This window comes from Streptomyces africanus (genome assembly GCF_002150735.1).
GTDB lineage: Bacteria > Actinomycetota > Actinomycetes > Streptomycetales > Streptomycetaceae > Streptomyces > Streptomyces africanus.
Window position 1 is genome coordinate 1 of sequence record NZ_MUKA01000443.1, and the last position, 7,539, is coordinate 7,539.

The 7,539-nt window shown below is 71.2% G+C and carries 8 protein-coding genes; 5 read left to right on the forward strand and 3 right to left on the reverse strand.

Features of this window, described 5'->3' with window-relative positions:
• From CCL05_RS39270 to CCL05_RS39280, 3 genes are all read left to right on the forward strand, one after another.
• A partial coding sequence (locus CCL05_RS39270; protein ID WP_107400577.1) for a Gfo/Idh/MocA family protein occupies positions 1-818 on the forward strand: 818 nt, incomplete at its 5' end.
• Positions 815-1,336: a heme-degrading domain-containing protein gene (locus CCL05_RS39275; protein ID WP_086565390.1), complete on the forward strand. Its 522-nt coding sequence runs from the start codon at positions 815-817 to the stop codon at positions 1,334-1,336. The genes CCL05_RS39270 and CCL05_RS39275, both read left to right, overlap by 4 nt.
• Positions 1,337-1,466: 130 nt before the next feature.
• The gene (locus CCL05_RS39280) at positions 1,467-2,333 is read left to right on the forward strand and encodes an LLM class F420-dependent oxidoreductase (RefSeq protein WP_086565391.1); all 867 of its coding nucleotides are present in this window, start codon (positions 1,467-1,469) and stop codon (positions 2,331-2,333) included.
• Positions 2,334-2,425: 92 nt separating this feature from the next.
• Here the strand turns inward: CCL05_RS39280 and CCL05_RS39285 are convergent, their stop codons facing one another.
• The 3 genes from CCL05_RS39285 to CCL05_RS39295 form a co-directional block, all read right to left on the reverse strand.
• Positions 2,426-3,283: a fumarylacetoacetate hydrolase family protein gene (locus CCL05_RS39285; RefSeq protein ID WP_086565392.1), complete on the reverse strand. Its 858-nt coding sequence runs from the start codon at positions 3,281-3,283 to the stop codon at positions 2,426-2,428.
• A 144-nt stretch (positions 3,284-3,427) separates the two neighbouring features.
• Positions 3,428-4,135 (reverse strand): YidC/Oxa1 family membrane protein insertase, encoded by a 708-nt coding sequence (locus CCL05_RS39290; RefSeq protein WP_086565393.1) that lies wholly within the window; start codon positions 4,133-4,135, stop codon positions 3,428-3,430.
• A gap of 96 nt (positions 4,136-4,231) precedes the next feature.
• Positions 4,232-4,543, reverse strand: coding sequence for a DUF6412 domain-containing protein (locus CCL05_RS39295; RefSeq protein WP_086565395.1), 312 nt, complete (start codon positions 4,541-4,543; stop codon positions 4,232-4,234).
• Between the two features lie 240 nt (positions 4,544-4,783).
• Between CCL05_RS39295 and CCL05_RS39300 the strand changes: the two genes are divergently transcribed.
• A complete protein-coding gene (locus CCL05_RS39300) occupies positions 4,784-6,259 on the forward strand; it encodes a glycoside hydrolase (protein ID WP_107400578.1) in 1,476 nt (491 codons plus the stop codon).
• Between the two features lie 130 nt (positions 6,260-6,389).
• Positions 6,390-7,406, forward strand: coding sequence for an SEC-C domain-containing protein (locus CCL05_RS39305; protein ID WP_086565394.1), 1,017 nt, complete (start codon positions 6,390-6,392; stop codon positions 7,404-7,406).
• Positions 7,407-7,539: the final 133 nt, after the last annotated feature.

The window sequence follows — 7,539 nt, forward strand, 5'->3', positions numbered from 1 at the left end:
GAGAGGAGCAGGCCGCGCTCCGGGCCGGTCTGCCGGTCGTGGTCGACAAGCCCGTCGCGGGCACGGCGGCCGAGGCCCGTGAGCTGGCCGCCCTGGCCGAGGAGCGCGGCCTGCTCCTCTCCGTCTTCCAGAACCGCCGCTGGGACAACGACTTCCTCACCCTGCGCAAGCTGCTGTCGGAGGGCGAGTTGGGCGACGTCTGGCGTTTTGAATCGCGCTTCGAGCGGTGGCGGCCTAAGCCGAAGGGCGGCTGGCGGGAGTCCGGCGACCCCGCAGAGATCGGAGGTCTGCTGTACGACCTCGGCAGCCATGTCGTCGACCAGGCACTGGTCCTGTTCGGCCCGGCGGCCGCCGTGTACGCGGAGTCGGACATCCGCCGCCCGGGCGCCGAGACGGACGACGACACGTTCATCGCGATCACGCACACCAGCGGCGTCCGCTCCCACCTCTACGTCTCCGCGACGACCGCCCAGCTCGGCCCCCGCTTCCGCGTCCTGGGCTCCGCCGCCGGTTACGTCAAGTACGGCCTCGACCCCCAGGAGGCGGCCCTGCGCGACGGCCACCGCCCGGGGCCCGGCTGGGGCGCGGAGCCCGAGTCGCTGTGGGGCCGCGTGGGCTCCGGCGAGTCCCCGGTCACGGGAGGCGGCCGGCCCGAACCCACCCTGCCGGGCGACTACCCCGCTTACTATGCGGCCGTGGCGAAGGCCCTGCTGGAGGGGGCCCCGAACCCGGTGACCGCCCTGGAGGCGGCCGCCGCCCTGGACGTACTGGAAGCCGCCCGTCGTTCGGCCCGCGAGAAGGTGACGGTGACCCTGTGACCCACAAGAGCAACCCTTCGCACAGCCAGGAGCTCACCCCGAAGTTCCACCCGGAGCTCACCCCGAGCCTGGAGGAGCTGGAGAAGGAGGAGCGCCGCCTGGTGTTCCGCCAGTTCACCCATGACGACGCCTGGGCGCTCGGCTCGCTCCTCGTCGGCATGGCCCGGGAGCGTCAGGCCCCGGTCGCGATCGACATCCACCGCGCCGGCCAGCAGCTCTTCCACGCGGCGCTGCCCGGCTCCACGCCCGACAACGACGCCTGGATCGCCCGCAAACGCCGGGTGGTGGAGCGCTACGGCTCCGCCTCCTACCTGGTGGGCGCCCGCTTCCGCGCCAAGGGCACGACGTTCGAGGAGTCCTCGCGCCTCGACCCCGACACGTACGCGGCGCACGGCGGTTCCTTCCCGATCACCGTCGAGGGTGCCGGCGTGATCGGCTCGGTGACGGTGTCGGGTCTGCCGCAGCTCCAGGACCACCGGTTCGTGGTCGAGGCCCTGGAGCGGTTCCTGGACCACTAGGGCCTGTCGAAACAGGGCCGGATTCAGGGCCGGTTGACATCACGGCCTTGGAATCATCAGCGGCCCCCTCCGGTTGGCACCTGCAGTACGCGTGATCAAACATGGCGCCCAACCGGAGGGATCCCAACCGATGACCACCGCCCTGAAGGAAACCGTCGGCCGGTACGGCATCTGGAGCGTAGGCCTGCGCTCGGAGGACCCGGACCGGCGCGGCGAACTCGCCGAGGCCGCCGCCGAACTGGAGGAACTCGGCTACGGCGCCGTCTGGCTGGGCGGCAACAGCTCCGCCGCCAACGCCGCCCCGCTGATCGAGGCGACCTCGAAGATCGCGTTCGGCACCAGTATCCAGAGCATCTGGCAGCACGAGCCGGACGCCGCCGCAACGGCCTTCGGGGAGCTGGAGGCGGCCCACCCCGGGCGTTTCCTGCTGGGCCTCGGGGTGAGCCACGCCAAGCGCGAGGAGCAGTACTCGCGCCCCTACTCGGCCCTCGTCGGCCACCTCGACGGCCTGGACGCCGCGGGAGTGCCGGCGGACCGCCGCCTCCTGGCCGCCCTGGGCCCGAAGTCGCTCCGGCTGGCCCGCGACCGGGCGGCGGGCTCGATCCCGTACCTGGTCACCCCGGAGCACACCGCGCACGCCCGCGAGATCCTGGGCGAGGCCCCGCTGCTGGCCCCGGAGCTGGGCGTCGTCCTGGAGACGGACCCGGCCCGCGCCCGCGCCCTGGCCCGCGAGTTCCTCGCGATCTACCTCCCGCTGCCGAACTACACCAACAACTTCCTCCGGCACGGCTTCACCGAGGACGACCTGAAGGACGGCGGCAGCGACCGCCTGGTCGACGCCCTGTTCGCCTGGGGCGACGAGACGGCGATCCGCGCCAAGGCCGACGCCTTCTTCGAGGCGGGAGCGGACCACCTCGCCCTCCAGGTCCTGGACGGCGAGCCGCGGGACGCCCTCCCGAGGAAGGCGTGGCGCGACCTGGCAGCGCTGCTGGGCTGACCCCTTCAGGGGCGCGGGGAACTGCGCGACCGGCCACGGACGGCCCGCAGCCGAACCACGACCGCAGTTCCCCGGCTCACCCAGCGGAGCGCCTACGCGTCTTTGAACTCCTGGCGCTGCCGCCCCAATCCCTCGATCTCCAGCTCCACGACATCCCCGGCCCGCAGGAACGGCTTGGGTTCGGGCGCCCCCAGCGCCACCCCCGCCGGCGTCCCCGTGTTGATCACATCCCCGGGGTACAGCGTCATGAAGTGACTGAGGTACCGCACGACCTCCCCCACCGGGAAGATCTGCTCAGCCGTCGTGCCGTCCTGCTTCAACTCCCCGTTGACCCACAGCCGCAGCGACAGCCGCTGCGGATCCGGCACCTCGTCCGCCGTAACCAGCCACGGCCCCAGCGGATTGAACGTCTCGCAGTTCTTGCCCTTGTCCCAGGTCCCGCCCCGCTCGATCTGGAACTCCCGCTCGGACACGTCGTGCGCCACCGCGTACCCGGCGACATGCGCGAGCCCCTCCTGCGCGGACCCCAGATACCTCGCCGTACGCCCGATGACGACGGCCAGCTCGACTTCCCAGTCGGTCTTGCGGGACGCGCGCGGCACGAGCACCGTGTCGTGCGGCCCGACCACCGTGTCCGGCGCCTTCATGAAGAGCACCGGCTCGGCGGGCGGCTCGGCACCCGTCTCGCGCGCATGGTCGTGGTAGTTCAGCCCGATGCAGACGATCTTGCCGATCCGCCCCAGCGGCGGCCCGATCCGCAGCCCGGTGGCGTCCAGTACGGGCAGCTCACCGGCGTCGGCGGCAGCACGGACGCGTGCCAGCGCCGCGTCGTCCGCGAGCAGCGCCCCGTCGATGTCCGGCACGACGCCCGACAGGTCCCGCAGGGTCCCGTCGGCGTCGAGCAGCGCGGGCCGCTCGGCCCCGGCCGTACCGACTCGCAGCAGCTTCATGATCACGTCTCCCTCGATCGCGGGCGCCCGCCGGAGGCATACGACCCGGTTGCGGCGGGGCAGCCATCGGAGGACTGGTCGATCCTCCAAGCTGGGAGTCCACTCCGCAATACCCCGTTCACGTACTGGACCCCGCCCGCCGCGTCACCGGTACAGCGCGGCCCGCTCGACGACACTCCACGTCGTACTGGTCACGACGTACAGCGCGGCGGCCAGCGGTACGACGGCCACGGTGACGAGGGTGAAGAAGGACATGAAGGGCATCACCTTGGCCACCGCCCCCAACCCTGCCACCTGCTGCTCACCGGCCGGAAGGGCCGGGCTCGCGGCCATCATGCGCTTGCTGAGGCGGTAGCTGAACACGGCGACCCCGGCGACGACCACGAACAGCCCGGCATAGACGAGCCCCGCCCCGTCGAGGAGACCGCCCTGGAGCGCGTCCGCCCACCGCTCCCCCAGCGGCGCGGCGAACAACCGGTGGTCGAGCAGCGCGTTGGCCCGCCCGCCGATCGTGTCGCTGGAGAACAGGTGGTAGAGCAGGAAGAACGCGGGCACCTGGAGCAGCCCGGGCAGGCAGCCGGCCAGCGGCGACACCTTCTCCTCGGCGTGCAGCTCCAGCACGGCCCGCTGGAGCTTCTCGGGGTTCTTCCCGTGCTTCTTCCGCAGCTCGGCGATCTTCGGCTGGAGCGCGGTGCGGGCCTTCTGGCCGCGCGCGGCGGCCCGGGACAGGGGGTGGACGAGGAGTCGTACGAGCGCGGTGAACAGGACGATCGCGGCGGCGGCCGCGGAGGCGCCGAACAGCGGCTGGAGGAGGTCGGCGAGTCGCTCGACCAGGTTGGCGAAGACGGACATGGGTGAGCCCTCCGGGGGTCTCGTCGTGCCGGGAGTGGGACATGGCGGCATGACGACCCGCGCGGGGCCGGCTCTGTGAACGTGCTGGCTGTGGCCCTACGCGACGGTCGCCCGGAGGGCGTGTCCGGGTGCCCGGGGCCGGGTGCGCCCCCGGGCGTCGGGATCGCGTTGCGGCAGGAAGGCCGTACGGAGGTCACGGTCGCGGATGGCCGTACGCACCCGGGTGCGCGGCACGGCGGGCGCGCAGCGCGAGCCGACGACGGCACAGAGCGTGAGCGCGGCAGAGGCCGCGGCGGTCGCGGCGAGCGCGACGGTGGCGTAGAGGCTTCCGGTGTCCAGCAGCGCCACTTCCAGCACCAGGAAGAGCAGCACGAGAGCGGGACGCAGACTCGCCCAACCGCGGACCATCGGCTCCCCTCCTCCCGAACACTCGCTCGCTCGACTACCCGTTCTCTTCGCTCTGTTCGTTATACAGGATCGCTCCGACGGTCGCGTCCGAGACTTCATACACGGGTTTTAGAAAGGTTCGTCGCAACTCTCGACAACCCACCCGCCACACCCGATGCTTCTCGTTGCCATGAACGGGCCACCCCGCGACGCCGGGCTTCCGGGGACCGGCGCCTGCCCCCATTCCCCTACGGAGGAGCCGTGATCCGACGCAGAACCCTGCTGACCGCAGCAGGCGGTACGTTCCTCGGCAGCGCCCTGGCGACAGGCACCGCGCACGCGGACGCCACGATCGCCGTCAACCCCTCGACGACGTACGGCACCTGGGAGGGCTGGGGCACCTCCCTCGCCTGGTGGGCCAACGTCTTCGGCGCCCGGGATGACTTCGCGGACCTCTTCTTCACCACCAAGTCGGTGACGTACGACGGCAGATCGCTCCCCGGCCTGGGCCTCAACATCGCCCGCTACAACCTCGGCGCGAGCAGCTGGAACAGCGTCGGCGGCGAGACGATGGTCAAATCACCGAACATCCCCGCCTTCAAGCAGATCGAGGGCTTCTGGCAGGACTGGAACAACGAGGACCCCGCCTCGTCGGCCTGGAAGTGGTCGGCGGACGCCAACCAGCGCGCGATGCTGGTGAAGGCGACGCAGCGCGGCGCGATCACGGAACTCTTCGCCAACTCCCCCATGTGGTGGATGTGCGCCAACCACAACCCCTCGGGCGCGGCCGGCGGCGGCAACAACCTCCAGACCTGGAACTACCGCCAGCACGCCTCCCACCTGGCGGCGACGGCCCTGTACGCCCGCGACCACTGGGGCGTGAACTTCGCGACGGTCGACCCCTTCAACGAGCCGGCCTCCACCTGGTGGACCGCGACCGGCACCCAGGAGGGCTGCCACATGGACCCCGCGGTCCAGGCGGCTGTACTCCCGTACATGCGCAGCGAGTTGGACAAACGCGGCCTGACGAATCTCCGCATCTCGGCATCGGACGAGACGAACTACGACACGGCCCGCTCCACCTGGGCGTCCTTCGACTCGTCCACCAAGTCCCTGGTCTCCCAGGTCAACGTGCACGGCTACCAGGGCTCGGGCGGCCGCCGCGACCTGCTCTACACGGACGTGGTGACGACGTCCCGCAAGAAGCTGTGGAACTCGGAGACGGGCGACAGCGACGGCACGGGCCTGACCATGGCGTCGAACCTCTGCTACGACTTCCGCTGGCTGCACCCCACTGCGTGGTGCTACTGGCAGGTCATGGACCCGTCGACGGGCTGGGCGATGATCGCCTACGACGCGAACACCCTCCAGCCGACCACGGTCCAGACGAAGCACTACGTGCTGGCCCAGTTCAGCCGCCACATCCGCCCCGGCATGACGATCCTGGACACGGGCGTGAGCTACGCGGTGGCGGCGTACTCGGCGTCGGCCCGCCGCCTGGTTCTGGTGGCGGTGAACACGTCGACGTCAGCCCAGACCCTCACCTTCGACCTCTCCCGCTTCTCGACGGTGACGGGCGGCACGAACGGCGCGGTGCCCCGCTGGAACACGGTGACGACGGGCGGCGGCGACCTCTACACCCCCCGCTCGGACATCCGCCTGTCCGGCAAATCCGTCAGCGTCCCGTTCGCCGCAAAGTCGGTCCAAACGCTACAAATAGACGGCGTGACCCTCTAGCCCGCCGCCATGGCGGTGATCCGGGACGATCCGTAAAGCCGGGATGACAAGCATGGGGAACCCGCGCAGGCCAGGCGTCTGGCCTGCGCATCTCTCACGCTCGTCACCTCCCGGCAGTACGGTGTCCCCCATGCGCCCCGACTCGCCTGCCGAAAACGTCGACCACACCGCCGAGGCGGCACGCCTGGAGCGGACCGCCGGCCTGTATCCCGAGGACTCCGAGGCCCTGCTGCTGCGCGCCGCGGCCCACCTGGAACTCGCCGGCGACCGCCCCACGGCCACGGCCCTCTACGACCGTCTGCTGTCCTCCACGGACGGCCTGGACAACCCCCACCTGGTACGGGCGCTCAAGGCGTCGAACCTCTGGGAGTACGGCCACGAGGCCGAGGCCAGGGCGATCATCGAGGGAGTCCGGGCGGCGTCCCCGCGGGACCCGGCCCCCTGGGTGATCGTCGCCGAGGCCCTGGAATCGCACGACGAGCTGGAAGCGGCGCACGACACGTTCACGGAGGCCGTCCGCCTCCTCCTGACCGACGTCCCGGAACCCCCGCAGCCGACCCACCCCCTCCTCTTCGGCCGCCACAGGATCCGCCGCATGCTGGGCACGTCCCACGACGAGTGGGACGCGCTGGCGGACACGGTCCACTCCCTCCCGATCACCCTGGACGAGCTCCACGACCCCAAGCGCGTCTGGTCCCTGGGCTCGGAAAACCCGGCGGAACTGGAAGCGGAGATCACCCGCCTCCGAGCCGAACTGGGCGCCTACCGCGAGGCCCTCTCCCGCCCCTTCCCGGTAGCGATCCTCCACTGGCCGGCGACGGAACTCACAGAACTCCTGGAGGCGTACCCGACCCTGACCTCGGAATACCCCTCCCACGAGACCCACCTCGCGACCATAGAGTCCGCCCTACGAGAACTCGCCTCCTCCGGCACCCCCAACCTGGGCATCGTCACAGGCACGGTCCCGTCCTACGAGGCCTTCGCAGCCTCAGAGCTCTCTTCCCCGTCGGACGCGACGCTGCTCCCCCAGTACGCGACGACCCTGGCGGCCCGGGGGCGTGCGGTGGCTTGGCCGCCGCAGCAGGGGTCACCTTGCTGGTGCGGCTCGGGGCGGGCTTACGGCGAGTGCCACGGCAACACCGCCTGACCCCGGCCGACGACGGAGCACAAACGACCACCTGCAGACCGCCGCTGAGCCGCCCCGGCGTGCGCGGAACCGCTGACGCGTCCGTCCTCGCCGGGCAACCGAACAACTCACCCCTGCGCCACGCCCCTGGCCC

Bases quoted from the DNA above. Each gene is read 5' to 3' on its own strand.
- CCL05_RS39280 (WP_086565391.1), top strand. From the start codon at position 1,467: ATGACCACCGCCCTGAAGGAAACCGTCGGCCGGTACGGCATCTGGAGC.
- CCL05_RS39285 (WP_086565392.1), bottom strand. From the start codon at position 3,283: ATGAAGCTGCTGCGAGTCGGTACGGCCGGGGCCGAGCGGCCCGCGCTG.
- CCL05_RS39290 (WP_086565393.1), bottom strand. From the start codon at position 4,135: ATGTCCGTCTTCGCCAACCTGGTCGAGCGACTCGCCGACCTCCTCCAG.
- CCL05_RS39295 (WP_086565395.1), bottom strand. From the start codon at position 4,543: ATGGTCCGCGGTTGGGCGAGTCTGCGTCCCGCTCTCGTGCTGCTCTTC.
- CCL05_RS39305 (WP_086565394.1), top strand. From the start codon at position 6,390: ATGCGCCCCGACTCGCCTGCCGAAAACGTCGACCACACCGCCGAGGCG.